20 protein-coding genes and 2 pseudogenes are annotated in these 22,706 nt (G+C 62.3%); 5 read left to right on the top strand and 17 right to left on the bottom strand.

Going from position 1 to position 22,706, the window contains the following annotated elements:
• The first annotated feature begins 154 nt into the window (after positions 1-154).
• The gene (locus tag PSH80_RS26895) at positions 155-352 is read left to right on the top strand and encodes a PA3496 family putative envelope integrity protein (protein WP_057444237.1); all 198 of its coding nucleotides are present in this window, start codon (positions 155-157) and stop codon (positions 350-352) included.
• Here the strand turns inward: PSH80_RS26895 and PSH80_RS26890 are convergent.
• Positions 282-1,256 carry a LysR family transcriptional regulator gene (locus PSH80_RS26890; RefSeq protein WP_057961206.1) on the bottom strand — a complete coding sequence of 325 codons (975 nt, stop codon included), beginning with the start codon at positions 1,254-1,256 and terminating at the stop codon, positions 282-284. The genes PSH80_RS26895 and PSH80_RS26890 overlap by 71 nt on opposite strands.
• 195 nt (positions 1,257-1,451) lie before the next feature.
• Here PSH80_RS26890 and PSH80_RS26885 point away from each other — a divergent pair, with 195 nt between their 5' ends.
• Together PSH80_RS26885 and oadA are read left to right on the top strand one after the other, a co-directional pair.
• Entirely contained in the window at positions 1,452-2,867 is a 1,416-nt protein-coding gene (locus tag PSH80_RS26885) for an acetyl-CoA carboxylase biotin carboxylase subunit (protein ID WP_029290035.1), read from the top strand.
• A gap of 11 nt (positions 2,868-2,878) precedes the next feature.
• On the top strand, positions 2,879-4,687 hold the full coding sequence (gene oadA / locus PSH80_RS26880) for a sodium-extruding oxaloacetate decarboxylase subunit alpha (protein WP_115129316.1): 1,809 nt from the start codon (positions 2,879-2,881) through the stop codon (positions 4,685-4,687).
• A 16-nt stretch (positions 4,688-4,703) separates the two neighbouring features.
• On the opposite strand, the gene PSH80_RS26875 is transcribed toward oadA, so the two are convergent.
• Positions 4,704-6,023: an autotransporter domain-containing protein gene (locus PSH80_RS26875; protein ID WP_370693711.1), complete on the bottom strand. Its 1,320-nt coding sequence runs from the start codon at positions 6,021-6,023 to the stop codon at positions 4,704-4,706.
• A 138-nt stretch (positions 6,024-6,161) separates the two neighbouring features.
• On the opposite strand from PSH80_RS26875, the gene PSH80_RS26870 reads away from it, so the two are divergent.
• The gene (locus tag PSH80_RS26870; protein WP_169989921.1) at positions 6,162-6,440 is read left to right on the top strand and encodes a helix-turn-helix transcriptional regulator; all 279 of its coding nucleotides are present in this window, start codon (positions 6,162-6,164) and stop codon (positions 6,438-6,440) included.
• A 3-nt stretch (positions 6,441-6,443) separates the two neighbouring features.
• On the opposite strand, the gene PSH80_RS26865 is transcribed toward PSH80_RS26870, so the two are convergent.
• The 3 genes from PSH80_RS26865 to PSH80_RS26855 are packed head-to-tail and all read right to left on the bottom strand — an operon-like array spanning position 6,444 to position 8,204.
• Positions 6,444-7,115, bottom strand: coding sequence for a GNAT family N-acetyltransferase (locus tag PSH80_RS26865; RefSeq protein WP_057961202.1), 672 nt, complete (start codon positions 7,113-7,115; stop codon positions 6,444-6,446).
• Positions 7,116-7,125: 10 nt separating this feature from the next.
• A complete protein-coding gene (locus PSH80_RS26860; RefSeq protein WP_186625689.1) occupies positions 7,126-7,572 on the bottom strand; it encodes a GNAT family N-acetyltransferase in 447 nt (148 codons plus the stop codon).
• Positions 7,569-8,204, bottom strand: coding sequence for an FMN-binding negative transcriptional regulator (locus PSH80_RS26855; protein ID WP_186625686.1), 636 nt, complete (start codon positions 8,202-8,204; stop codon positions 7,569-7,571). The genes PSH80_RS26860 and PSH80_RS26855 overlap by 4 nt, the downstream gene beginning before the upstream one ends.
• 87 nt (positions 8,205-8,291) lie before the next feature.
• Here PSH80_RS26855 and PSH80_RS26850 point away from each other — a divergent pair, with 87 nt between their 5' ends.
• Complete coding sequence (locus tag PSH80_RS26850) at positions 8,292-9,860, top strand: PLP-dependent aminotransferase family protein (protein WP_305418689.1); 1,569 nt, start codon at positions 8,292-8,294, stop codon at positions 9,858-9,860.
• A gap of 43 nt (positions 9,861-9,903) precedes the next feature.
• On the opposite strand, the pseudogene PSH80_RS26845 reads toward PSH80_RS26850, so the two are convergent.
• The 12 genes and pseudogenes from PSH80_RS26845 to PSH80_RS26790 form a co-directional block, all read right to left on the bottom strand.
• Positions 9,904-10,996: pseudogene (locus PSH80_RS26845) on the bottom strand (polyamine ABC transporter substrate-binding protein).
• Positions 10,993-12,023: pseudogene (locus PSH80_RS26840) on the bottom strand (histone deacetylase family protein). The pseudogenes PSH80_RS26845 and PSH80_RS26840 overlap by 4 nt, the downstream one beginning before the upstream one ends.
• A gap of 137 nt (positions 12,024-12,160) precedes the next feature.
• Entirely contained in the window at positions 12,161-13,153 is a 993-nt protein-coding gene (locus tag PSH80_RS26835) for an AraC family transcriptional regulator (RefSeq protein ID WP_057440561.1), read from the bottom strand.
• A 50-nt stretch (positions 13,154-13,203) separates the two neighbouring features.
• On the bottom strand, positions 13,204-14,181 hold the full coding sequence (locus PSH80_RS26830; RefSeq protein ID WP_273872069.1) for an asparaginase: 978 nt from the start codon (positions 14,179-14,181) through the stop codon (positions 13,204-13,206).
• 77 nt (positions 14,182-14,258) lie between these two features.
• Positions 14,259-15,710, bottom strand: a complete 1,452-nt coding sequence (locus PSH80_RS26825; RefSeq protein WP_169960426.1) for a sodium:alanine symporter family protein — start codon at positions 15,708-15,710, stop codon at positions 14,259-14,261.
• Between the two features lie 1,207 nt (positions 15,711-16,917).
• Positions 16,918-18,144, bottom strand: a complete 1,227-nt coding sequence (locus PSH80_RS26820; protein ID WP_057440559.1) for a hypothetical protein — start codon at positions 18,142-18,144, stop codon at positions 16,918-16,920.
• A 447-nt stretch (positions 18,145-18,591) separates the two neighbouring features.
• Entirely contained in the window at positions 18,592-19,551 is a 960-nt protein-coding gene (locus tag PSH80_RS26815; protein ID WP_057440558.1) for a PDR/VanB family oxidoreductase, read from the bottom strand.
• Positions 19,544-19,951: a Rid family hydrolase gene (locus PSH80_RS26810; RefSeq protein WP_057961195.1), complete on the bottom strand. Its 408-nt coding sequence runs from the start codon at positions 19,949-19,951 to the stop codon at positions 19,544-19,546. Before PSH80_RS26810 ends, PSH80_RS26815 begins: the two co-directional genes overlap by 8 nt.
• A complete protein-coding gene (locus PSH80_RS26805; protein WP_057440556.1) occupies positions 19,948-20,982 on the bottom strand; it encodes an aromatic ring-hydroxylating dioxygenase subunit alpha in 1,035 nt (344 codons plus the stop codon). The genes PSH80_RS26810 and PSH80_RS26805 overlap by 4 nt, the downstream gene beginning before the upstream one ends.
• Positions 20,983-21,003: 21 nt before the next feature.
• Positions 21,004-21,231, bottom strand: coding sequence for a recombinase-like helix-turn-helix domain-containing protein (locus tag PSH80_RS26800; protein WP_034116488.1), 228 nt, complete (start codon positions 21,229-21,231; stop codon positions 21,004-21,006).
• Between the two features lies 1 nt (position 21,232).
• On the bottom strand, positions 21,233-21,550 hold the full coding sequence (locus tag PSH80_RS26795) for a hypothetical protein (RefSeq protein ID WP_057440555.1): 318 nt from the start codon (positions 21,548-21,550) through the stop codon (positions 21,233-21,235).
• A 2-nt stretch (positions 21,551-21,552) separates the two neighbouring features.
• Complete coding sequence (locus PSH80_RS26790) at positions 21,553-22,695, bottom strand: FAD-dependent monooxygenase (protein WP_057440554.1); 1,143 nt, start codon at positions 22,693-22,695, stop codon at positions 21,553-21,555.
• Positions 22,696-22,706 lie beyond the last annotated feature (11 nt).

Here is a 22,706-nt window from a genome sequence, read left to right as displayed (position 1 = left end):
GCACTCGGTCAACTGTGAGAGCAGGCAAGCCAGCTCCCACAGTTTTGCTCGGTGTTGCACCGGCAAGATTCATCGTCCTGTAACCCGCGTGCCGCCAAACCGTCATCCCCCGCGCCCATCCTGAACTCCCCGTACTCGCATTGGGAGACTCGAAATGGCCCGGCACTACGAAGACAGCACCAGCACCGTCAAAACCCGTCGTCAGCAGGAAGACCAGCGCCGCATGGCGTTCCGTCGTGCAATTGAAGACCGTTGTGACCAGCGTCAACTGCTGCAGAGCATCAGCGACTATCCGGAGCTGCACTGGCAGGCGCCCGCGGCTGCCCAGCGAAGCGTTCAGCCAGCACGCTGATCTGCACCCGCTCGCTGCGGATAAAGCCCAGGAACGCATGGGCCACCGGTGACAGGCGCTTGGCCTTGGCCTGCACCAGGCACCAGCTGCGGTACAGCGGCAGCTCTTCCACCGGCAACTCCTTGAGCCCGCCGGTGGCCAGCTCCAGGTTCAGGGCGTGGCGCGTCAGCAGGGCCACGCCCAACCCCGCCACGACGCACTCGCGCTGTGCCTCGGCCGAGGCCACTTCCACCGTCTGGGTGAAGTGCACGCGCTTTTCCTTGAAGTACTCCTCGCAGGCCAGGCGCGTCCCGGAGCCCGGCTCGCGCAGCAGCAAGGTGTAGGGTTCCAGATCCTGCAGGCGCAATGGGCCTTGCAGGTTCAGTGGGTGGTCCGGCGGGGCCACCGCGACAATCGGGTTGTTGAGAAAGGGCAAAAATTCCAGGCCCATGTCCTGCGGCACCATGGACATGATCACCAGGTCGTCACGGTTGTCCGACAGCCGGCGGATCACCTGGGCGCGGTTGACCACCGTGAGGTGCAACTGCACCTCGGGATGCTGGCGCTTGAAGGCGGCGAACAAGTGCGGCACGAAGTATTTGGCACTGGACTCCACCGCCAGCTTCAATTGCCCCTGCAGCGAGCCCTGCATGTCCGAGAGCTGCATATCAAGGTTTTCCAGGCGCCCGAAGATGTCCCGGCTGGCCCGCTGCAGGGCTTCGGCGGCTTCGGTCATGTAGAGCTTTTTGCCCACATAGTCGAACAACGGCTGGCCGACCAGCTCTTCGAGCTGGCGAATCTGTAGGCTGACGGCGGGTTGTGTAAGGGACATTTCCTCGGCAGCGCGGCTGTAGGAGCGCAAATCGCAGACTTCATTGAAGATCTGCAGTTGACGTAATGTCATACGCATCAGTGACTTACGCATAATTCAAAGCGGCTCGCAGGGGGCTGTGGGGTCAACTATAAGTCTTTACTTATACACAACCCAATAATTATTGATTTTTGTTAATCCCTAAGTGCGCATAGTGTGTGTCTGGCGACTGACCTGAAACATTTAGTCACGCGCCGACCTGGTCTAGCAGGTCGAAGAACGCAGCAATCGGCTCAAGGGAATTTCCAAGTGATAACAAAGATCCTGATCGCCAACCGTGGTGAGATTGCCGTCCGCATTGTGCGGGCCTGTGCCGAAATGGGTATTCGTTCGGTGGCGGTGTATTCCGACGCTGACCGGCACGCCTTGCACGTCAAGCGCGCCGATGAGGCCCACAGCATTGGTGCCGAGCCCCTGGCCGGTTACCTGAACCCGCGCAAGCTGGTGAACCTGGCTGTGGAAACCGGCTGCGACGCGTTGCACCCTGGCTACGGCTTCCTCTCGGAAAACGCCGAACTGGCGGACATTTGCGCCGAACGTGGAATCAAATTCATTGGTCCATCGGCCGAAGTCATTCGCCGCATGGGCGACAAGACCGAAGCGCGCCGCAGCATGATCAAGGCCGGCGTGCCGGTGACGCCGGGCACTGAAGGCAACGTCGCCGACATCGCCGAGGCGCTGACCGAAGGTGACCGCATTGGTTACCCGGTGATGCTCAAGGCCACCTCCGGTGGTGGCGGTCGCGGCATTCGTCGCTGCAACAGCCGTGAAGAACTCGAACAAGCCTTCCCCCGCGTCATCTCCGAGGCCACCAAAGCGTTTGGTTCGGCGGAAGTGTTCCTGGAAAAATGCATCGTCAATCCCAAGCACATCGAGGCGCAGATCCTCGGCGACAGCTTTGGCAACGTGGTGCATCTGTTCGAACGTGATTGCTCGATCCAGCGCCGTAACCAGAAGCTCATCGAAATCGCCCCCAGCCCCCAACTGACCCCCGAACAGCGTGCCTACATCGGCGACCTGTCGGTGCGTGCGGCCAAGGCCGTGGGCTATGAGAACGCCGGCACCGTGGAGTTCCTGCTCGCCGAGGGCGAGGTGTACTTCATGGAGATGAACACCCGGGTGCAGGTGGAACACACCATCACCGAAGAAATTACCGGCATTGATATCGTTCGCGAGCAGATCCGCATCGCGTCCGGCCTGCCGCTGTCGGTAAAACAGGAAGATATCCAGCACCGTGGCTTTGCGTTGCAGTTCCGTATCAACGCCGAAGACCCGAAGAACAACTTCCTCCCAAGCTTCGGCAAGATCACCCGTTACTACGCCCCCGGCGGCCCCGGCGTGCGTACCGACACGGCCATCTACACCGGCTACACCATCCCACCGTTCTACGACTCCATGTGCCTGAAACTGGTGGTATGGGCGTTGACCTGGGAAGAAGCCATGGACCGCGGCCTGCGTGCCCTGGACGACATGCGCCTGCAAGGCGTGAAGACCACCGCCGCCTACTACCAGGAAATCCTGCGCAACCCGGAATTCCGCAGCGGCCAGTTCAACACCAGTTTTGTGGAAAGCCATCCTGAGCTGACCAACTACTCGATCAAGCGCAAACCCGAAGAGCTGGCCCTGGCCATCGCCGCCGCCATCGCCGCCCACGCAGGCCTGTGAGGAATATAACAATGAGCAAGAAGATCTTCGTTACCGACACCATCCTGCGCGACGCCCACCAATCGTTGCTGGCTACCCGCATGCGCACCGACGACATGCTGCCGATCTGCGACAAGCTCGACAAAGTCGGCTACTGGTCCCTGGAAGTCTGGGGCGGCGCGACCTTCGACGCTTGCGTACGCTTCTTGAAAGAAGACCCGTGGGAGCGCCTGCGCAAACTGCGCGCCGCGTTGCCCAACACGCGCCTGCAAATGCTGCTGCGTGGGCAGAACCTGCTGGGCTACCGCCATTACAGCGACGACGTGGTCAAAGCCTTCGTGGCAAAGGCAGCGGTAAATGGCATCGACGTGTTCCGTATCTTCGACGCCATGAACGACGTGCGTAACCTGCGCGTGGCCATCGAAGCGGTAAAAGCGGCCGGCAAACACGCCCAGGGCACCATCGCCTACACCACCAGCCCGGTGCACACCATCGAGGCGTTCGTGGCCCAGGCCAAGCAGTTGGAGTCCATGGGGTGCGACTCCATTGCGATCAAGGACATGGCCGGCCTGCTGACCCCGTATGCCACCGGCGAACTGGTCAAGGCGCTGAAGGCCGAGCAGAGCCTGCCGATCTTTATCCACTCCCATGACACCGCCGGTTTGGCCGCGATGTGCCAACTCAAGGCTATCGAAAACGGTGCCGACCATATCGACACCGCCATCTCCAGCTTCGCCTGGGGCACCAGCCACCCGGGTACCGAGTCGATGGTCGCCGCCCTCAAAGGCAGCGAATTCGACACCGGCCTCGACCTGGAGCTGTTGCAGGAGATCGGTCTGTACTTCTATGCCGTGCGCAAGAAGTACCACCAGTTCGAAAGTGAATTCACCGCCGTCGACACCCGCGTGCAAGTCAACCAGGTGCCGGGCGGGATGATTTCCAACCTGGCCAACCAGCTCAAAGAGCAGGGCGCCCTCAACCGCATGAGCGAAGTGCTGGCAGAGATCCCACGGGTACGTGAAGACCTCGGCTTCCCGCCGCTGGTCACGCCAACCTCGCAAATCGTCGGCACCCAGGCGTTCTTCAACGTGCTGGCCGGCGAGCGCTACAAGACCATCACCAACGAAGTGAAGCTGTACCTGCAAGGCGGCTACGGCAAGGCGCCGGGCACGGTGAACGAGAAGTTGCGTCGCCAGGCCATCGGCAGCGAAGACGTGATCGACGTGCGCCCAGCCGACCTGCTCAAGCCGGAAATGACCAAGCTGCGTGGCGAAATCGGCGCGTTGGCCAAGTCCGAAGAAGACGTGCTGACCTACGCGATGTTCCCGGACATCGGCCGCAAGTTCCTTGAAGAGCGCGACGCCGGCACCCTGGCCCCAGAAGTATTGCTGCCGATCCCGGAAGCCGGCGGCGTGGCCCGTGCCGGCGGTGAAGGTGTGCCGACCGAGTTCGTGATCGACGTGCACGGCGAAAGCTACCGCGTGGATATCACCGGTGTTGGCGTCAAGGCCGAAGGCAAGCGTCACTTCTACCTGTCCATCGACGGCATGCCGGAAGAAGTGGTGTTCGAACCGCTCAACGAATTCGTCGGCGGCGGCACCAGCAAGCGCAAGCAGGCCAGCGAGCCGGGCCATGTGAGCACGGCGATGCCGGGCAATATCGTGGATGTGCTGGTCAAGGAAGGCGACGTGGTCAAGGCCGGCCAGGCTGTGCTGATCACCGAAGCGATGAAGATGGAGACGGAAGTGCAGGCGGCCATCGCCGGCAAAGTCACCGCCGTTCACGTAGCCAAGGGCGACCGGGTCAACCCGGGTGAAATCCTGATCGAAATCGAAGGCTGATCCCCAGCCTTCGAGACTACCGCTTAATCCTCGGGGGGGCATGTGCCCCCTTTTTTTTCGTCTGCAAACCGTGCGAAATCAGAACGTCAGGGTCCATTGGCCCATCACGGCCTGGTTGCTGCTGCGCGCGCCAAAAATCGCCGGTGTAGGTCAGGCCCACGCTCTGGGTGGTCGATACGCCCAGCCCCAGCCCGGCTTGCAGGGCCATGCTATTGCGGTCCTGGGCAGTGCCCTCGATGGTGAAATCGCTGTTGAACACCGACCTGTCCACCCAGGCCGAGGACTGGCGCACGCGGTTGCCGACATCGCCATACAGGTGTTTCCAGCGGGCGCTGAAATGGGGTTTGAGGGGCATCTGGTTGTCCAGGGTATAGAGGCTGGTCATGCGCAGGCCGAAGGTGCTGCTCAGGTTCTGCTGGGTCTGCTCGCCGACATTCAGGGCGCTAAGGCCGCCTTTTTCCTTGAAGCGCTCGCGCTGGTAGCGCTGATAACCGAGGCCCGCGAACGGTTCGACGGTAAAACTGCCGTGGTCCGCGCGATAGCCCATTTCGCTGAAAACCGTCTGGCTTTGCGCGGTGTACTTGCCCTTGAGTTGTTCGCGATGGTCGATGAAATCAAAATCCACGCTGCGCTTGTTCAACCCGGCGTGGTTGCTGTGGATCGCCCCCAGGCGCAAGGCCAGCGGCCCATCCTGGCGCACCGCGTAAGCCCCCAGGTGCCAGCTGTCGAGCGCGGCCTTGAAGCGTTTGGCGCTCAGGTCACTGGTCGTCTTGGCCCCCATCACACCCATGCGCCAGGCGGGGTCCACGGCCCAATCTGCGCCCAGCACCACGCCCTGGTTACGCTGTCGCAAATCGCCACCGCCGTGCTGGCCGTCCAGGCTGCCGGCGTTGCCCAGGCCCTGTAGCCAGACACGACCGTTGGCATCGCCGCTCACGTCGCTCATGGCCGCCAGCAAACTGCTCTGCAGTGGCTTCAGGCTGTTCTGGGTGGCGCTGCCCAGGTTGGCGTTCTGGCTGGCAGCCAGTTGCTCCAGCACCGCGCCGATTCTTCCAGGGGCCAGGTTGCCCATATAGCGGGCGTCATCTGCAATCAGATACTTTTCTCGCGCGCTCAGGTCGCCCGACTCCAGCAACGCATCCACCGCACGGTCCAGCACCTGGGCCACAGCCCGGCCATTGCCGGTGGTGGCGTAGTCAATGAAATAAAAAGGACTGGCCGGTTCAGGTTCGCTGGGCGGCGACCCCATATCCCCGCGTGCAGCGGCCAGTTGAATGCTCAACGCACTCAGCGCGAAAGTGATGACAAGGGCGAGTCGTTTGGATGTGCAGGGCATAGGTCCGAACCTCTGAGATGTGAGGCGGGAAATTTAGCGAGGCGCTGGAGGGATAACTGTCAGGGTAAGCGTTTGCGGTTTGCGGGAGAGATCTTCAGTGCCAGGTGAATAAAGGCGTAAGGGTTGTGGCCTGGAGGAATGTGTATTTTATTGGATACACGCGCCTTGTTGATCGAGAGTGTGGAGCAGGGCCTGGCCGAAGGCACCCTGCAGCTCGGCGAAGCCGTGCGCCGGCTGCGCGTGGAGGTCACCGGCCTGCACCAGGGCCAGTTCGCCAGGATGTGCAGGATTTCCCTGCGCACCCTGGTGCATATCGAGCACGGCGAGGGCAATCAGATGCTCAAGTCGTTGAACGCGGTGTTCCGGCCGTTCGGCTTGCAGATGGGCTTGGTCAAGGTTCGGCGTCCGTTGAGCTGAACGTCAGCCCCGGCATTCAGTCAGGGTTTTCGCCTGTCCATCGGCCGTCTGGTTAGCCTCGCCAAGCCAGGCCTCAAACCCGGCGCCGACCTTCGGCCATTCTCCATCGAGGATCGAGTACCACGCCGTGTCGCGGTTCTGCCCCTTGACCACCATATGCTGGCGGAACACCCCTTCAAAACTGAACCCCAGGCGCTCGGCTGCGTATTTGGAGCGGGCGTTACCGTTGTTGCACTTCCATTCCAGGCGCCGGTAGCCCAGCTCAAACGCGTGCCGGGCCAGCAGATACACGGCCTCGGTGCTTTTCGGTGAGCGCTGCATTGGGGCGCCGAAGGTGACGTGGCCGATTTCGATGCGGCCCTGGGCCGGGACGATCGACATCAGGCTAAGGATGCCCTGCACGTCGCCGCTGGCGCGGTCGATCACGCTGAAAAAGTACGGATCGCTATTGGCCGCGTGGTTGTTTAGCCACGCATCAAAAGCGGCGCGCTCGGTAAACGGGCCGTAGGGCAAATAGTCCCACAGCTTGGGGTCGGCACCGGGGCCCTGGAGGGCTTGCCACAGGCTATCGGTGTGGCGGGCCGGGTCGAGTTTTTCCAGGCGGATAAAGCGCCCTTCGATCAGTTGGGCGGTGGGCGCCGGGGCGCCTTTCCAGTCTGCGAGTGAGGTCGACATGCTGTGCTCCTTAAAGGCCTTTGCGAAACTGGATAAAGCCGGGACGTTCGGCGATGCGTTCGTATAACGCAATCGCAGTGGCATTGGTCTCATGGGTCAACCAGTGGACCTTGCAGCACCCCTCGGCCTTGGCGGTGGTGTAGACGAATTCGATCAATTTGCGACCAACTCCGGCACCGCGCTGGGTGGCGTCCACGAACAGGTCTTGCAAGTAACAGGAGCTTTCGATGCTCCAGTTGGAGCGGTGATAGATGAAGTTGACCATACCCACCGCCTTGCCGTCCTGCCAGGCCAGGGCCGAATGGGTCGGCTCGTTGCGGTCGAGCAGGCGTTGCCAGGTGCTGGTGCTGACGGCGTCCGGCAACTGCGTGTCGTAGAAGCGCAGGTAGGCCTGCCACAGTGGCAACCAGGCAGCGTGGTCGGCGGCTTGCACCCGGCGGATGTCGATCTGGCTCATGAAGGCTCCTTGGGAATGAATCGGGCGAGGGTTTGGTCACGCACGTCAAAGCTTGCGGCCAGCCCTTCGCGTACGCCGGCGATATCCGCCGCGCTGCGGTTCTGGCTGAGCTTGCGCTTGCCTTGCAGGCGCTGGATCGGCAGGGCGAACCCGACGATGGCCTTGAGCATGCCGTCGATGTAGTCCGCCGGGGCATCGCTGACTTTCCACGGTTGGGCGCGCCCGTTTTCGTGGCGGTCGGTCAGGGCGCTGACCAGTGTGAGCAGGCGCTCGGCATCGGTGAACACCTCGGCCTGGCCATAGGCGTGGACCGCCAGGTAATTCCAGGTGGGCACCACTTTGCCGTGTTCGGCCTTGGCCGGATAAAACCCTGGGCTGACATAGGCCTCGGCACCGGCAAAAATCACCAGGGCCTCGCTGCCGTTCTGCAGGTCTTGCCACTGGCGATTGGCCTTGGCCAGATGGCCGTAGAGGGTGCCATTGGGTCCTTCATCGGGGTTGAGCAGCAGCGGCAAATGGCTGGCCTGCAGGCCGTGCTCGCCAAAGGTCACCAACTGCGCCAGGCGCGTGTGCCGGATCAGTTGCTGCAGTTCGGGCAAATCGTCGAGGGCAAAGGCGCGAGGCGTGTACATAAATATTTTCCTTGGCGAATGCCTGCATCCTAGGCAGGCTAATGGTCTGTTGTAAGAGCCATCTCAGGCCAATTTCATAGGTCCAATATGTCGCCCATGTCATTCAACCCTGCGGGTATTGAGCTGGATCGCCGTCAGGGCCTGACACGCCAGCTGTACGAGGCCCTGCGCCAGCGGGTGCTGGATGGGCGGCTGGCCAGTGGGACCCGGCTGCCCGCCAGCCGGGATCTGGCGGCGGCGTTGTCGATTTCCCGCAACAGCGTGGTGCGGGCCTACGATCAGTTGTATGCCGAAGGCTTTATCGAAGGACGGGTGGGCGATGGGACCTATGTGGCGCAATTGCCCACCACCGACCCGGGCACAAAAAAATTATCCACAAAAGTGTCCACAGGGTTATCAACAGGCTTATCCCCAGCCTTATCCACAAAACCCGCAAATATAACTGGGAATTTATCCAGTGAAGTTATCCACAGTCCCGCTCTGGGTCGTCTGGAAAACAACCATTTACCGCTGCCACCCAGTGGCCCTCCACGGGCTTTTCGTGTCGGTGTACCGGCCTTCGATCTGTTCCCGTTTGACGTCTGGGCCAAGCTGAATGCGGCTTTTTGGCGCAAGCCTGACCTGCAACAACTGTGTTACGGCAACCCGGCGGGGGATGAGCGATTGCGTGGGCTGATCGCGGCTTACTTGCGCAGCTCGCGAGGCATGCAATGCACCGCTGAGCAAATTGTGATCACCAGCGGCGCGCAACAGGCAATCAGCCTTTGTGCACAGCTACTGGTGGGCCCTGGGGATAGCGTGGCAATTGAAAATCCCGGCTACCGGGCGGCAGGGCATGCGTTTGCCAATGCCGGGGCAAAACTCCAGGGCGTGGAGGTGGACGCAGAGGGCATCGACTGCACGGCATTGAACGCGCTCAACGATTGCCGCCTAGCCTATGTCACGCCTTCCCACCAGTACCCGACGGGGGTGGTCATGAGCCTGGCCCGGCGCCTGGAGTTGCTGGCCTGGGCCGAGCGCACGGGCGGCTGGATCATCGAGGATGACTACGACGGTGAGTACCGTTACAGCGGCGCGCCCCTGGCACCGCTGGCGGCCCTGGATCGCAGTGATCGGGTGCTCTATGTGGGGACTTTCGGCAAAGTCGCATTCCCGGCGTTGCGCCTGGGTTATCTGGTGCTGCCGCCGGGCTTGGTGAGCGCCTTCACCCAGCGGCGCGCCGTGGACGTGCGGCATTCGGAGGTCAGTACCCAGGCGGTGATGGCCGAGTTCATGGCAGCGGGGCACTTCCAGCGGCACATCCGGCGCATGCGCCGCGCCGCCTTGAGTCGTCGCAATGTCTTGCTGGCCGGTTGGCCCGACGACGTGCCTGGCGTGGGTAGCCTGCCCGGTGTCGCGGCAGGCTTGCACCTCACGGTACGGGTGCAAAGCCTGGCCCGTGAGGCGCAGTTAGTCGCCCAGGCCCTGGCAGCGGATGTAGAAATCAACGCCCTGAGCAGCTATTGGCTGCCCGACACCCACTCGGCACCGGCCCAGCGCGCCGGCCTGGTGCTGGGGTTTGCCGCCGTGCCCGAAGCGGCTATCGCCCAGGCCCTGGCGCGGCTGCGCAAGGCCTGGCGGGGTGGGATGATCTGGGCGCGCGATCGCTTTCGGTGAGGTGGCGCCGGGGCCGGAGAGGGTGCTCCCCGGCCATGATTGCTCAGGTCCCGGACTTGATCTTGGTCCAGGCGCGGGTCCTGGCGCGCTCGGCGTCACGGGTCAGCGGCTTGAGGGTGTAGAGCGTGGCCATCGCCGCCTCGGTCGGGTACAGGTTAGGGTTGTTGCGGATCGCCGGGTCCACCAGCCCGGTCGCGTCCTTGTTCGGGTTGGGATAGCCGACAAAGTCGCTGATGGGCGCAATGACCTGGGGTTGCAGCAGGTAATTGATAAAGGTGTAGGCGTCCTGCGGGTTTTTCGCGCCCTTGGGAATGGCCAGCATATCGAACCAGATCGGCGCGCCCTCCTTTGGGCAGGCGCATGTCGACAATCACCCCGTTCTTGGCTTCCCTGGCGCGGTTGGCCGCCTGGGAGAAACTGCCGGAGTAGCCGACGGCCACGCAAATGTCACCGTTGGCGATATCGGCCATGTACTTGGAGGAGTGGAAGTAGGTGATGGAGGGGCGGATCTTCATCAGCAACGCTTCGGCTTTTACATAGTCCTTGGGGTTGCTGCTGTTGGGGTCCAGGCCCAGGTGCTGCAAGGCCAGGGGCAGGATTTCCGATGGCGAATCCAGCAGCGCGACCCCGCATTGCTTGAGCTTGCTGATGTTCTCGGGCTTGAAGATCAAGTCCCAGCTGTCCACCGGCGCGTCGGCCCCCAGCACGGCCTTGACCTTGTCCGGGTTAAAGCCAATCAGGATGGTGCCGTACATATAGGGCACGGCGAATTTATTGCCCGGGTCGTTGGCTTCAATCAACTGCATCAGCTTGGGATCGAGGTGGTTCCAGTTCGGCAACTGGCTGCGGTCCAGGGGTTGGAACACCCCGGCCTCGACCTGCTTGGCCAGGAACACGTTGGACGGCACTACCACGTCGTAGCCGGAGTTGCCGGTCAGCAGCTTGGCCTCCAGGGCCTCGTTGGTGTCGAAGATGTCGTAGATCAGTTTGATCGCCGGGTTCTGGGCCTTGAAGTCGTCCAGGGCCTTGGGGGTGATGTAGTCGAACCAGTTATAGACCCGCAGGGTTTTTTCTTCGGCGTGGGCGGCGGTGCTCAGCACGGCGGCACAGAGCACAAGCGACTTGAGCATGTTCATTGGGCAGCCCCCTCAAAACCTTCGAGAACGTTGACGGCATTGATGCCGATTTCTTCCACCGCATAGCCGCCTTCCATCACAAACAGCGTCGGCTTGCCCAGGCGAGCGATACGCGCACCCATGGCCAGGTAGTCCGGGCTGTCGAGCTTGAACTGCGAGATGGGGTCGTCCTTGAATGTGTCGACGCCCAGGGACACGACGATGATGTCCGCGCCATAGCCTTCGATTGCCTGGCAGGCCTGCTCCAGTGCGGCGCTCCAGGTGTCCCAGGCGGAACCGGCCGGCAGTGGGTAGTTGAAGTTGAAGCCTTCACCGGCACCGTCGCCCAGCTCATCGGCGTAGCCGAGGAAAAACGGAAACTCTGCCTCCGGATGCCCGTGGATCGAAGTGAACAGCACGTCACTGCGCTCATAGAAAATCGACTGGGTGCCGTTGCCGTGGTGGTAATCGACATCGAGGATCGCGACCTTTTTGCGGCCCTGATCGAGAAAGGCCTGGGCGGCGATGGCGGCGTTATTGAGGTAGCAATAACCGCCCATCAAGTCACTGGCGGCATGATGCCCCGGCGGGCGGCACAGGGCGAAGGCACTGTGGGCACCGTTTTGGATCGCGTGTTGTGCGGTCAGCGCGACCTGCGCTGCGCTGTAGGCGGCTTGCCAGGTGCCGGCGGTGATCGGCGCACCGCCATCGAAGCTGTAATAGCCCAGTTGGCCATGCAGGCTGGTGGGCAATACGCGGCGCAGGGTGCGGGCGGGCCAGGTGTAGGGCAGCAGGTCACCGTCCTGGCCGAAGGCCGTCCAGCGTTGCCATGCCCCTTTGAAAAACTCCAGGTAGTCGCGGCTGTGAATACGTTGCAGCGGCGCCAGGCCAAAGTCCTGCGGCGCTTGCACCGGGCCCAGTTCACGGTCCTTGACCCGTTGCAGCACATGGTCGGCGCGCGAAGGCATTTCGAAGCAGGGCATCAACTGGCCGTCCATCAATTACGGCCATGGTGCAGGTGGTGATCGTCCGAGTAGATCGTCAGCATTTTTATTGTTCTCCGCAGGCAGGGTTGGGATGCCTTGCAGTGTTGCGGTGTACGCAGGTTTGGAGAACGGCAGGAGCGGCCAAAAGGGGATAAATATGGCCAAATTGTCTGTCCGAAATTCGCCCCTACATGGGGCGTCATGCTCGAAATTGACTCGGCGCTACACCGCTCCAGCGTACAAAGGCATGCCGGAAGCTCGCGGTCTCACTGAAACCCAACTGCTCGGCGATGCGGTAGATCGGCCACTGGTCTTGCGCCAACAGTTGCTTGGCGCGCTCAAAGCGCAGTTCGTCCAGCAGTTCCTGGTAGCTGCAGCCCAGGTCATGCAGGTGCCGGCGCAGGGTGCGGGGTGAACAGTTCATCTGCTGGGCCAGGCCATCCAGCCCGGGGGCGGCGTGCAGTTGCGCCGCGAGCAACTGGCGCACCCGCCCCAGCCAGGCCTCGCGCCCGGTGAATTCGGTGTTCTGTTTGCGGCAGCGCTCGGCCATCGCCCGGTGGGTCACCGTGTCGGCCAGGGGCAACGGTTGGGCGAGCCAGCGTTGGTCAAAGGCGAACGCATTGGCAGTGGCCTGGAATTGCAGCGGGCAGTCGAAACACTCGGCGTAGCGCGCCTGATAATCCGGCGCGGCATGCTCAAAGCGCGCACCCAGCAGCGGCAGCGGGTGGCCGAGCAAGTCGTCACAGATTACCTTCAGCGATCCCAGGCACAGCTCCACATTGAAGGCGGTCAGTGCCGGGCTCTCGCGGTAATCGCTGGCGGTGAACCAGATACGCTCGCCGTCTTGCTCCAGGCTCAGCTCGAACAGTGTTCCCAACAGCGCCGGATAACGCAGGGCCAAGCGTAAAGCGTCACCGAAAGTGGCACTGGTGAGCAGCGCATAGCCGAGCATGCCGTAGGCCGATACGTGCATCCGTCGCCCCACGATCAGCCCGATATCACGCTGCAAGGCCACGGCATTGGCGCACACCTGCATTTCCTGGTGCGTGGCGATGCGTGTGTCGGCGCGGCTCAAGTCCGCCGCACAGATGCCACTGCCGGCCAGCAGCGCTTCGGCGGGCAAGCCTTCGGCCTTGAAGGTGCTGAGCACCAGGGAAACGGCATTGAGGGTGGTGAGGTGGGAGTGCAGCATGGGAACTTCCAGCCAGGGGATGGCTGGAAGTGGAGCAAGTTATATGCCGCTCAGCTCAGTTCACCGCACAGGTCCAGTTCGACCAGACGCCGTACTGCGTCGTTGGGCAGCCCGGCGCCGAGCAGGGCTTGCAGCTTGCCGAACACAGCTTCGCGGGTCATGCCGCCACCGGACAACACGCCGACCCCACGCAAGCGGCTGCCCGCTTCATACACGTCCAGTTCCACGCCACCTTCATGGCATTGGGTGATTGCGACCACCACCACGTCCCGATCCAGCGCGCGCTGCAGGCTGGCAAGGAACGCCGGGTTATCGCTGGGCCCGGTGCCGCTGCCAAAGCATTCGAGCACCAGCGCCTGGATGCCGCTGGCGACCAGGGCGTCCAGTTGCCCGGCATCAATGCCCGGCACCAGCGGCAACACACCGACATTGGCCAGGGCCTTGGGCTGGCGGTAGTCCAGGGCGGCGGGCAGGGCCTGGGCCTTGGCCACGCCACCGTTGCGCTGCAGTGCAGCAAAGGGATGACGGCCAAAACTGCGGATTTTCGCGCAGCGGGTCGGCGCCATCAGTGCGCCGTGGAAGTACAGGTGCACGCCGGGCGCGAGGCCTTCGCCCAACGCTGCCAGGGCGCCGCTGACGTTTTCCCAGGCATCGCTGTCAGGCACGCCGGCCGGCAGCATTGAACCGGTGAACACCACGGGCGCCGGTAGGCCCAGCAGCTGGAAACTCATGGCTGCCGCGCTGTAGGCCAGGGTGTCGGTGCCGTGCAAAATCAGCACGCCATCGCAGCCCTCGTCCACAGCCTCGACCACGGCGCTGCGCAGGCGTTGCCAGTAGGCGGGCGTCATATTGGCGCTGTCGATCAGCGGCGACATTTCCCGAAAGCGCCAGGCTGGCGCAGGCAGGTGGGCAAGCTGTTCGCGCATGCGCGCTTCAAAGCCCGAAGCGGGCGCCAGGCCGTTGGCGCTGGCCTGCATGCCGATGGTGCCGCCGGTGTAGAGCACCATGATGGTGTTAGCTTTGGACATCGAAGAATCTCCTGAACGAAAAACGCCGCCGGGCCCAGAGCATGCCCAAGGCCGGGCGGCGTGTCATCTATCTAGGCTCAGCGTTGCACTTGGGCGTTCAGTTCAGCAGTCGCTTGAACCGTTGGCTCCGGCTGCACCGGGTTGGCCGGCCAGGCCTTGCGGTCCAGGTCCAGGTCAGGGAACTGGCTGGAATCGAACACCGGGGTCTTGATGCCCGCCGCGCGCTGGCTGTCGTAGTCGTTGAGGATGCGCATAGCGATCTTGAACAGGAACGCCAGGGCGAACAGGTTGACGAACGCCAGCATGGTCATGGTGATGTCGGCGAAGGCGAACACGGTGCTCAGGTTCTCGATCGAACCCCAGAAGATCAGCACCAGCACCAGCGCGCGATAACCGATCAGCACCTTGCGGTTGTTGCCCACCAAAAAGCGCAGGTTGCTCTCGCCCAGGTAGTAGTTGTACATGATCGAGGTGAACACGAACAACGCCAGGGCCACCGAGATAAACATCCGGCCCCAGTCACCGACCACCGCCGCCAGGGAGTTCTGGGTCAGGGCAATGCCGTCGCCTTCAAAGCCTGGGGTGTAGAAGCCCGAGAGCAGGATCAGCAGGGCAGTGCAGGTGCAGATGATGAAGGTGTCGAGGAACACGCTGAACGCTTGCACCACACCTTGGGCGACCGGGTGTTCCACCGAGGCCACGGCTGCCACGTTGGGCGCGCTGCCCAGGCCCGCTTCGTTGGCAAACACGCCGCGCTTCACACCCATGATGATCGCGCTGCCCACCAGGCCGCCGAAGGCCTGGTCCAGGCCAAAGGCGCTCTTGACGATGGTCGCGAGCATGGCCGGTACCTGGTCGAATTGCAGCACGATCACGTAGACCGTCACGGCGATATAGACCAGGGTCTTGACCGGTACCAGCAGGTCGGCAATCGAGGCAATGCGCTTGATCCCGCCGATAAACACCAGGCCCAGCAACACCGCCAGCGCCAGGCCGGTGTAGGTGGTGTCGAAGCCAAAGGCGTTGTTCAGCGAGTGGGTCACGGCATGGGCTTGCAGGCCATTGAAGGCGAACCCGAAGGTCACCAGCAGCAGAAACGCCATGACCATCCCCAGCCAGCGTTTTTGCAGGCCGTGCTGGATGTAATAGGCCGGGCCGCCACGGTAGGTGCCTTCGGCGTCGGTACGTTTGTAGAGCTGGCCCAGGGAGCACTCGATAAAGCTCGAAGACATGCCCACCAGCGCGGTGACCCACATCCAGAACACTGCGCCCGGGCCGCCCAGGGTCACGGCAATGCCGACCCCGGCGATGTTACCGGCACCCACCCGTCCGGCCAGGCTGAGCATCAGCGCCTGGAACGAACTGAGTTGGCCGGCACTGCTTTTCAGGCTGTCGCGAAACACCGCGAACATATGAAAGAAGTGACGAAACTGAACGAAACGCGAGCGGATCGTGAAGTAACCACCGAGCCCGACAATGAGCACGATCAGTACTTTTCCTGAGAGGAAGTCGTTGATGACTTCTAGCATGGAGTATTCCTCGCTGTTTTCTGTAAAGGCAAAAGCCGGACGGCTCGACTCCACACCATTTCGCAGACAGCACGATAGGTGGGGCGAGGGCTCGTCCCGGTTCCATGTCGCGGGTTGTTATTAGTTCGGCGTTCGCATGCGGCTGACGATCGTGCATGCGAAGAGGGGCGGCACTATACCTAGGTGTGCGCCAGCCGTCTGCAAGCAGCGCAATTGAGCGAGGAATGGTCGAGCGTCACACTGACCTAATGTGGGAGCTGTTGAGCTTTGGCGAGGTTGCGATAGGCATGAGTCTTTACACAACTCTTTTCTCTGGTGCTTATTGGGTTTGTGTACATATCCGTTGCTGGGGTTACGGCGGCTATTGGTTCCGCTCTTACAGCGGGTCACTTTTGGAAAAGAGCCCCAAAAGTAACCAAAAGGGCTCCTGCCCCACCACTCGGCACCTCGCCTAGGCTCGGTGTGCCCGTCATCCGACATTGATTTGGGGGGCCGCCGCGATGGGCCATCCATGGCCCAGCGCGGCTAACCCGGCGTCCTGCCGGGTTACCCCCCAAATCAATATCGGATGACGGCCAGCGTGGTTTAACGGGGCGCCTAAGATCAAAATCACAAGCAAAGCGAGGCGGCCTGACAGCCGACCTGATCGTCCAGGCGTGCGCGGCCCCCTGTGGGAGCTGGCTTGCCTGCGATGGCGGCAGGTCAGCCAATAGATTTATCGACTGATACACCGTCATCGCGGGCAAGCCAGCTCCCACAGGGAATGCAGCTTCGCGCTCTGGCTCTGCTGTTGCTTTGCTGTTGCTTTGCTGTTGCTCTGCTTTTGATCTGGCTTTTGATCTCAGGCGCCCCGTTAAACCACGATGGCCGCAGGCAGGTATTGCGCAGTGGGCACCCCGGCATGGATGCCGGGGTAGCCGCGACACGGCCATGGATGGCCGATCGCGGCGGGCCCACGGAGCAATGCCTGACTGCGGGCATGCCGAGCCTAGGCGAGGCACCGAGTGGTGGGGCAAGAGCGCTTTGCTTACTTTGGCGCTCTTCCAAAGTGAGCCGCCGTAAGGGCGGAACCCTAAGTGGCCGTGACCGCAGCAATGGATATGTACTCACACCCCACAACCAAAAAAGAGCAAGTCGTGTAGATACTCATGCCTATCGCAACCTCGCCAAGGCTCAACAGCTCCCACCTTTGATTTTTGTTGCCTGGTTAGAAGTAGTAACCAATATTCACGTTGGTGCGGTAATACCACTCGTTGCTGCCCACCGAGCTGGTATTGGTAAAGCCGCTGCCATTCTCGGCCCCGCCATAGGGGTTGGCGTTGCGCGCCCAGGTAAAGTCGACCCAGGCCATCACCGGCATCGCCAGGAACTGCGCGCCCACGGTGAACATCTGCGAATCATCCCAGGCGCTCTTGTCTTTCATCATCCGGCTGTAGTCGGTGTACAACTTGACCTTCTTCAACTGCCCCAGCGTCGGCGTGTAGACGTCATAGCCGAGGTTGATCGAGGCGAGGGTGGCCTTGGATGCGATCAGGTACGCGGGGGTCAGGCCGTTGCCACCCATCAGCACCGAGTCCTTGCTGACGCCGGTGGGGTTTTCAGGGTCGTATTCGTAGCGGATGGCCTGGCTGGTAACGGTCCACAGCCCCTTGTTGATGATGGCGTGTACACCGGCGGCCCAGTAGTCGCCGTCGTCCCGGGTGGTGGCGTTGTACAGCTGGGCGGTGGCCAGCGAGGCGCCGATCTCGGTTTTCCAGCCATCGCTGTTGAAGGTCCGTGCTACGCGGGCGTTGAGTTGGTTGCGCTTCTCGTTGTCCTGGCGCGATTGGATCGCGGCAATCGCATTGTCCTTCAGGTCGGCGTAACGCCCGACTTCAGGCGAATAGCGAAGGTCGCTGGGCAACATGCGCGGGAAGAAGCCAAGCTGCACGTCCCAGTCCTGGTCCTTGTAGCTGTACTTGAGGCCGGTGCCGGCACTTGAGGCATAGCCCATGAAAAACGGCAGGTGGTAGCTCCAGCCAAATTGCGGATACGGCTCCAGGCCAAACGGCTTGAACGGCGCTCCCAGTTGCACGTTGGAGTTGGCATTGAGCCGATAGCCGACGAAACCACGGTCGATGGAGCGCTTGCCGTCGTCCTGGAACCAGTAGCCGATATCGCTATAGAGGCTCTTGTAGGTGGCCTGCACGTCCAGGCGGAACGTGTCGAAGAGGAAGCGGCCATTGTTCTCGGTGGTGTCCCAATGCTCGTCGCGATAGTTGGTACGCAGCGCACCACCGATATCCAGGCTGGCGTCGCCGGCCTCACTGCGCCAGGCAATATGCGGGAATGGTTTATTGGCGGCGTTGGCCCGCACCGGTTCGGAAGGGATGGGTTCTGCGGCGAAACTGCTGAAACTGGCAAACATCAATCCTGCACACAAGACACGCTTCATAGAGACCTCTCTACCGGGTAATCGGCAACACTCGTCCGCTTGCCTTTAAAGGCAACTAAGGAAGGAGCGGGTCTTACCGGGTTTAAGTGTTGGTTATTATTGTTTTATCGGCGAAACGCCGTTTAATCAGTGAATGCATAGGTGTAGAGCAGGAAGTGTGCCAGGCGGCGTATTTACGGTGGTTTTAAAAAAACCTTCTTGAAAACAATTGTTTATATGGGAAACAAAGCGCTTTGTATAACCCATGAAACAACCTGTAAGTGCGGTAACAAAGTTGCTCGTGATAGGTGCGTCTTTATTGCACGCTGCCAATGAAACGGGCAATTTTGTGTTTTACGGGTGAATAATAAGTTGCCTACTTATTTACTCGATAGATCGTCTGCCTGACATCGTGGCGAGGGGACAAGCCCCTTCGCCACAACAGCCCCACCACCGAGCCTATGCAGACTAAAGGTCCAGCACCAAGCGCCGGCTCTTGCAGCCCGAAACGCACACCATCATCGACGTGTTCGCCGCACGCTCGGCCTTGGTCAGTACCCCGTCGCGGTGGTCGATCTCGCCTTCCACCACCCGCGTTTCACAGGAGCCGCACACCCCCTCGCGGCAGCTGTGGTCAATGTCGCAACCGGCTTCGAGCAACACATCCAGCAAACTCAAACCGGGCTCCACCGACAGCGTCTTGCCGGACTTTTTCAGCTCCACGCTATAGCGGCTCTGGGCATCTTCGCTGGGCGGCAGTTCGGCGGCGGTAAAGCGCTCGATATGCGCATGGGGATAACCCAGGCGCTCACAGGTGCCCTCGAACGCATCCAGCATCGGCGTCGGCCCGCAGCAGTAGAAGTGCGTATCTGCCGGCTGGCCAGCGAGGTAGGCGGCGAGGTCCGGCGGCACGCCTTTCTCGTCGTTGAAGTGGTACACCACCCGCGCATCCAGGCCGTTCAAGGCTTCCACCAATGCCGCTTCCTGGCGCGAGCGCGCGCAATAGATCAGCTCGGCGGATTTTCCCTGGGCCAGCAACTGGCGGAACATGCAGTAGATCGGGGTAATGCCGATGCCACCGGCCACCAGCACACTGTGGCTGGCGCTCAGGTCCAGCGCGAAGTTGTTGCGCGGCGCCGAGATCGACAGCGGCATGCCGACCCGCAGTTGGCTGTGCACATATTCCGAGCCGCCGCGGCTGTTGCGGTCACGCAGGATGCCCACGGTGTAGCGCCCCTGGTCGCTGGGGGAGTTGAGCAGCGAGTAGCTGCGCACCAGGCCGTTGGCCAGGTGCAGGTCGATGTGCGAGCCGGCCTCGAACGGCGGGAACACGGTATCGCCCAACGGCCGAAACTCCACGCTGATGATGCCTTCGGCTTCATAGCGCAGGGTATGCACGCGGGCATTGAGCAGGGAGGGCTTAGACATCATTCACCTCTGTGACGGTACGCAGGTCGACATCGAGCTGGGCACTGGCCTCGATCTCGACCCGTAGTTCAGGAAACACCAGTGCGTTGACGGCCACCAGGGTGGACGTGGGAAACACGGCCTGCCCGGCGAAAAAATCCCGTCGGGCGCGGCCCACTTGGTCTTTGTCGGCGATATCAGTGAGGTACACCGTCAGCCGGTAGATATTGCCCACGTGCCCGCCGGCCGCCGTCACCAGCGCCTGGATCTTGCCCAGCACCACCAGGGTCTGGGCGTAGCAATCCAGGGGGGCCTCGCGGCTGGCGGGGTGCGCGGTCATCCCCGACATCACCACTTCGCGGCCGATCAGCAGCGCATTCGACCAACTGGCCCCGGCGGGCGCCACCACGACCGCGTTCATGGCAGTTGCTTCGCGTCGATCAGTTCAAGCTGGGCCTTGGCCGCGTTTTTCAGGTAACGGCGCATGCGCACCACGCCCAGGTCGTGCTGGTAGAGGTTTTCGCGCTGGTTGGCGTCCGGCTCCATGAATTCCAGCAGCACCCGATCCTGCTCCAGCACGGCCCAGTGCCGCGCTTCCAGGCGGTTCTTGTAAAGGAAGCGCCAGGTGTCGCGCTGCCAGCCGGTCAGCGGTCGGCAGCGCCAGTGGAACACCGCCGAGAGCGCGCGGCTGCTCGGCGTGTAGCTGCCGATAATGGTGAAGTTGCCGCCCGGGCCGCCGGTTTTCGGGTAGGGGATTTCCAGGCGCAGCCAATGGCAGCCGTTGTCCATGAACTCGGTCCAGTCGAAGTTCACTCCGCGCTGGCCTTCCTTCTCGAAGAAGAACCCGTTGTCGGTGTCGCGGGTGACGAACTTGGCGGTGGCTTCGCCTTCACTCATCGAGTGCGACATCTTGTGCAGGTAGGTGCCGTGCATCGGGTCCATGACGTTGTCGATCACGTAGCGGTAGTCGCCTTTCCACTCGGTGTAGCAGACGAAGCTGCTCCACTCCGGCGAGGTCAGTTGCTCGGGCAGCACCAGTTCCGGCGGGGTCTCTAAATGCGCGTCGGTGGCATTGAACAAAAAGATCGCGCCTGCCGCTTCGCGGGTATGGAACATGCGGGTCGGGCGGCTGCCTTCGAGTTTGCAGCCGGGGCTGCCGGGCACCTTGGTCACGGTGCCGTCACAGCGCACTTCGACGCCGTGATACGGGCATTGCAGGCGATCACCCAGCACCGGGCCCTGGGACAGCGGCGCGCCGCGATGGGGGCAATGGTCTTCGAGGGCGTGTACGCGGCCATCGTTGTCGCGCCACAGAGCGATCTTGTAGCCGAGGCGGCGCACCGACACCGGCTTCTCCCCCAACAGGTCCGAAGGCAACACCGGGAACCAGAGGTCTTTGAGGCCATTGGCCAGATGGTTTTCAACAGGGTCGACGGTCAATTGCATAGTCATTGTTCTATTCCTTCTGCCGGGTCATTCGCCCAGCCGGGCCATCAGGGTTTGATAGGCATCTGCCGTCCACTCGCCGCTGGTCAGCGGGCAGGGCGGGCCGGCCAGGTTGAGGTGGGCGAGCAGCGCCGGCAGCTCGGTCACGCCGTTGCCGAAGGCGCGTTCGATGGAGTCGCCCAGCAGCTCTTCAAACTGGGTATTGGGCCGTTTGCGCGCCTGATGGGGCTCGAGGAAGCGTTCGGTAGTGCTCATGTCATTGACCTCCGTTGCGTACCCGTTCGCGGATGGTTTCGCGCACGGGGATAAAGTCGTATGTCGGGAAAACTTCAGTGCTGAACACGCCCCACGCCGAGCGCTCAAGCTCGACGTTAAGGGCTGGCAGCAGGCTCGGCGGCAAGCGCAGGGTGACGATCTGGCCCAGGCCCATGGCCACGGTCCAGCTCACCAACTCCACGCCCTGCGGTGGAAAACGCTCCCACCAATCCTGCTGCTTCATATGCCGCTGAATGTCTTCCAGGTTCTTCGATTGGTCGTGCTTGAGCAGCACGGTCACCAGCAAGCTGTCGCTCATGTTCAGGCCGCGCTTTGGGTGGGGATGGTCCAGGCGTCGTAGCCATAGACCCAATCGGCGTTGCCGCCGTCCTTGAGCCACTGGTTGCCCCGCGAGCCGATCTGGATCTGGCTGGTGCGTTCCAGGCGCGCCTGCTGATAGCCCTGCAAGGCCGCGGCGACCTGGGACGGGCTGTCGAGGTCTTGCAGGTAACGGGCGAGCACCACCGCATCCTCGATGGCCTGGCCGGCACCCTGGGCCATGAACGGCATCATCGGGTGGCAGGCATCGCCCAGCAGGGTGATCGGGCCCTTGGACCAGAACGGCAGCGGGTCGCGCTCATACAGCGCGGTCTTGAGCACATCGCTGCACGCATCCAGCAGGGCGCGGGCGTCGGGGTGGAACGCCTGATAGTGGCTGCGCAGCTCGTCGGCATCGCCAGCGCTGGTCCACGACTCTTCGTGCCAGCTGTCCTGGGCGGTGGTGGCGAAGATAAAAATATCTTTGCCCTGGTTGAGCGGGAACGTAACGATCTGGCTCTGCGGGTTGGGGCCCCACCACTTGGTAAAGGCCTGGATATTCGGCACATGGGCCACCAACTCGGCCGGCACCACCGCGCGGTACGCCACCACCCCGGTAAAGCGCGGGTGCTCTTCGCCAAACAGCGCGTTGCGCACCACCGAGTGGATGCCGTCGGCGCCGATCAGCACATCGCAGCGGTGCTGGCTGCCGTCCTTGAAGTGCAGGCAGATGCCGTCGTCAGTGTGCTCAACCCGCTCGGCGCGCTTGGCGAATTGCACCTGCTCCAACGGGAACACTTCGGCCAGGGCCGCCAGCAGGTCGGCGCGGTGGATGGTCAGTTGCGGGGCGCCGTACTTTTGCTCGGCGGCGTCGGACATTTCCAGGCGTGAAGTCTCTTCGCCGCTGTCCCACATCCGGCTGATGCGATGGGTCGGCCGGGCGGCCGGGATGCGCACGGCGGCGCCAATCCCCAGGCCATCCAGCGCACGTACCGCGTTGGGGGTGAGGTTGATGTCGGCGCCGACCCGCAAAAAGGCCTTGGACTGTTCAAACACGGTGACCTGGTGACCGGCGCGGTGCAGGGCGATGGCGGCGGTCAGGCCGCCGATACCGGCACCGGCGATAGCAATATTCAGGGAAGGCATGGGCGACTCCT

The organism is Pseudomonas sp. FP818 (assembly GCF_030687335.1).
Taxonomy (GTDB): Bacteria; Pseudomonadota; Gammaproteobacteria; order Pseudomonadales; family Pseudomonadaceae; genus Aquipseudomonas; species Aquipseudomonas shahriarae.
Note: the sequence above shows the minus strand (reverse complement) of the source record. Positions and strands in the feature narration are given on the sequence as shown.

Bases quoted from the DNA above. Each gene is read 5' to 3' on its own strand.
- PSH80_RS26895 (WP_057444237.1), top strand. From the start codon at position 155: ATGGCCCGGCACTACGAAGACAGCACCAGCACCGTCAAAACCCGTCGT.
- PSH80_RS26890 (WP_057961206.1), bottom strand. From the start codon at position 1,256: ATGCGTAAGTCACTGATGCGTATGACATTACGTCAACTGCAGATCTTC.
- oadA (WP_115129316.1), top strand. From the start codon at position 2,879: ATGAGCAAGAAGATCTTCGTTACCGACACCATCCTGCGCGACGCCCAC.
- PSH80_RS26875 (WP_370693711.1), bottom strand. From the start codon at position 6,023: ATGCCCTGCACATCCAAACGACTCGCCCTTGTCATCACTTTCGCGCTG.
- PSH80_RS26870 (WP_169989921.1), top strand. From the start codon at position 6,162: ATGTGTATTTTATTGGATACACGCGCCTTGTTGATCGAGAGTGTGGAG.
- PSH80_RS26865 (WP_057961202.1), bottom strand. From the start codon at position 7,115: ATGTCGACCTCACTCGCAGACTGGAAAGGCGCCCCGGCGCCCACCGCC.
- PSH80_RS26860 (WP_186625689.1), bottom strand. From the start codon at position 7,572: ATGAGCCAGATCGACATCCGCCGGGTGCAAGCCGCCGACCACGCTGCC.
- PSH80_RS26855 (WP_186625686.1), bottom strand. From the start codon at position 8,204: ATGTACACGCCTCGCGCCTTTGCCCTCGACGATTTGCCCGAACTGCAG.
- PSH80_RS26850 (WP_305418689.1), top strand. From the start codon at position 8,292: ATGTCGCCCATGTCATTCAACCCTGCGGGTATTGAGCTGGATCGCCGT.
- PSH80_RS26835 (WP_057440561.1), bottom strand. From the start codon at position 13,153: ATGCTGCACTCCCACCTCACCACCCTCAATGCCGTTTCCCTGGTGCTC.
- PSH80_RS26830 (WP_273872069.1), bottom strand. From the start codon at position 14,181: ATGTCCAAAGCTAACACCATCATGGTGCTCTACACCGGCGGCACCATC.
- PSH80_RS26825 (WP_169960426.1), bottom strand. From the start codon at position 15,710: ATGCTAGAAGTCATCAACGACTTCCTCTCAGGAAAAGTACTGATCGTG.
- PSH80_RS26820 (WP_057440559.1), bottom strand. From the start codon at position 18,144: ATGAAGCGTGTCTTGTGTGCAGGATTGATGTTTGCCAGTTTCAGCAGT.
- PSH80_RS26815 (WP_057440558.1), bottom strand. From the start codon at position 19,551: ATGTCTAAGCCCTCCCTGCTCAATGCCCGCGTGCATACCCTGCGCTAT.
- PSH80_RS26810 (WP_057961195.1), bottom strand. From the start codon at position 19,951: ATGAACGCGGTCGTGGTGGCGCCCGCCGGGGCCAGTTGGTCGAATGCG.
- PSH80_RS26805 (WP_057440556.1), bottom strand. From the start codon at position 20,982: ATGACTATGCAATTGACCGTCGACCCTGTTGAAAACCATCTGGCCAAT.
- PSH80_RS26800 (WP_034116488.1), bottom strand. From the start codon at position 21,231: ATGAGCACTACCGAACGCTTCCTCGAGCCCCATCAGGCGCGCAAACGG.
- PSH80_RS26795 (WP_057440555.1), bottom strand. From the start codon at position 21,550: ATGAGCGACAGCTTGCTGGTGACCGTGCTGCTCAAGCACGACCAATCG.
- PSH80_RS26790 (WP_057440554.1), bottom strand. From the start codon at position 22,695: ATGCCTTCCCTGAATATTGCTATCGCCGGTGCCGGTATCGGCGGCCTG.